The 381-nt window shown below is 59.6% G+C and carries 1 protein-coding gene; it reads left to right on the top strand.

Going from position 1 to position 381, the window contains the following annotated elements; genetic code table 11:
• Window positions 1-316: cell division protein FtsN (gene ftsN, locus I6F09_RS37340; RefSeq protein ID WP_225190219.1), on the top strand; the 316-nt coding region annotated here is incomplete at its 5' end.
• Window positions 317-381 lie beyond the last annotated feature (65 nt).

Here is a 381-nt window from a genome sequence, read left to right as displayed (position 1 = left end):
TACCAATACCACGCAGCCGCGTACCCAGGCCGCGGCGCCGGTAACTCGGGTGGAAGAAGCGCCGAAAACCACCGCCGAGAAGAAAGACGATCGTAGCTGGATGATCCAGTGCGGCTCTTTTAAAGGCGCCGAGCAGGCCGAAACCGTCCGCGCTCAGCTGGCTTTCGAAGGGTTTGCTTCGCACATTACCACTAACAACGGCTGGAACCGCGTGGTTATTGGCCCGTTGAAAGGCAAAGAAAGCGCCAACGAGATGATCACCCGCCTGAAGATGGCTGGACACGCGAACTGCATTCGTCTCGCCGCCAGGGGTTGAAACCCTCAAAATCCCCCCCATCTATAATTGCATTCGGCCCCGCGGACAGCGCGGGGCCCCTGTTC

This window comes from Bradyrhizobium sp. IC3195, from assembly GCF_020193585.1.
GTDB classification, from domain to species: domain Bacteria; phylum Pseudomonadota; class Alphaproteobacteria; order Rhizobiales; family Xanthobacteraceae; genus Bradyrhizobium; species Bradyrhizobium yuanmingense.
The sequence above is the reverse complement of the archived record's forward strand: the minus strand, read 5'-3'. Positions and strand labels throughout refer to the sequence as shown.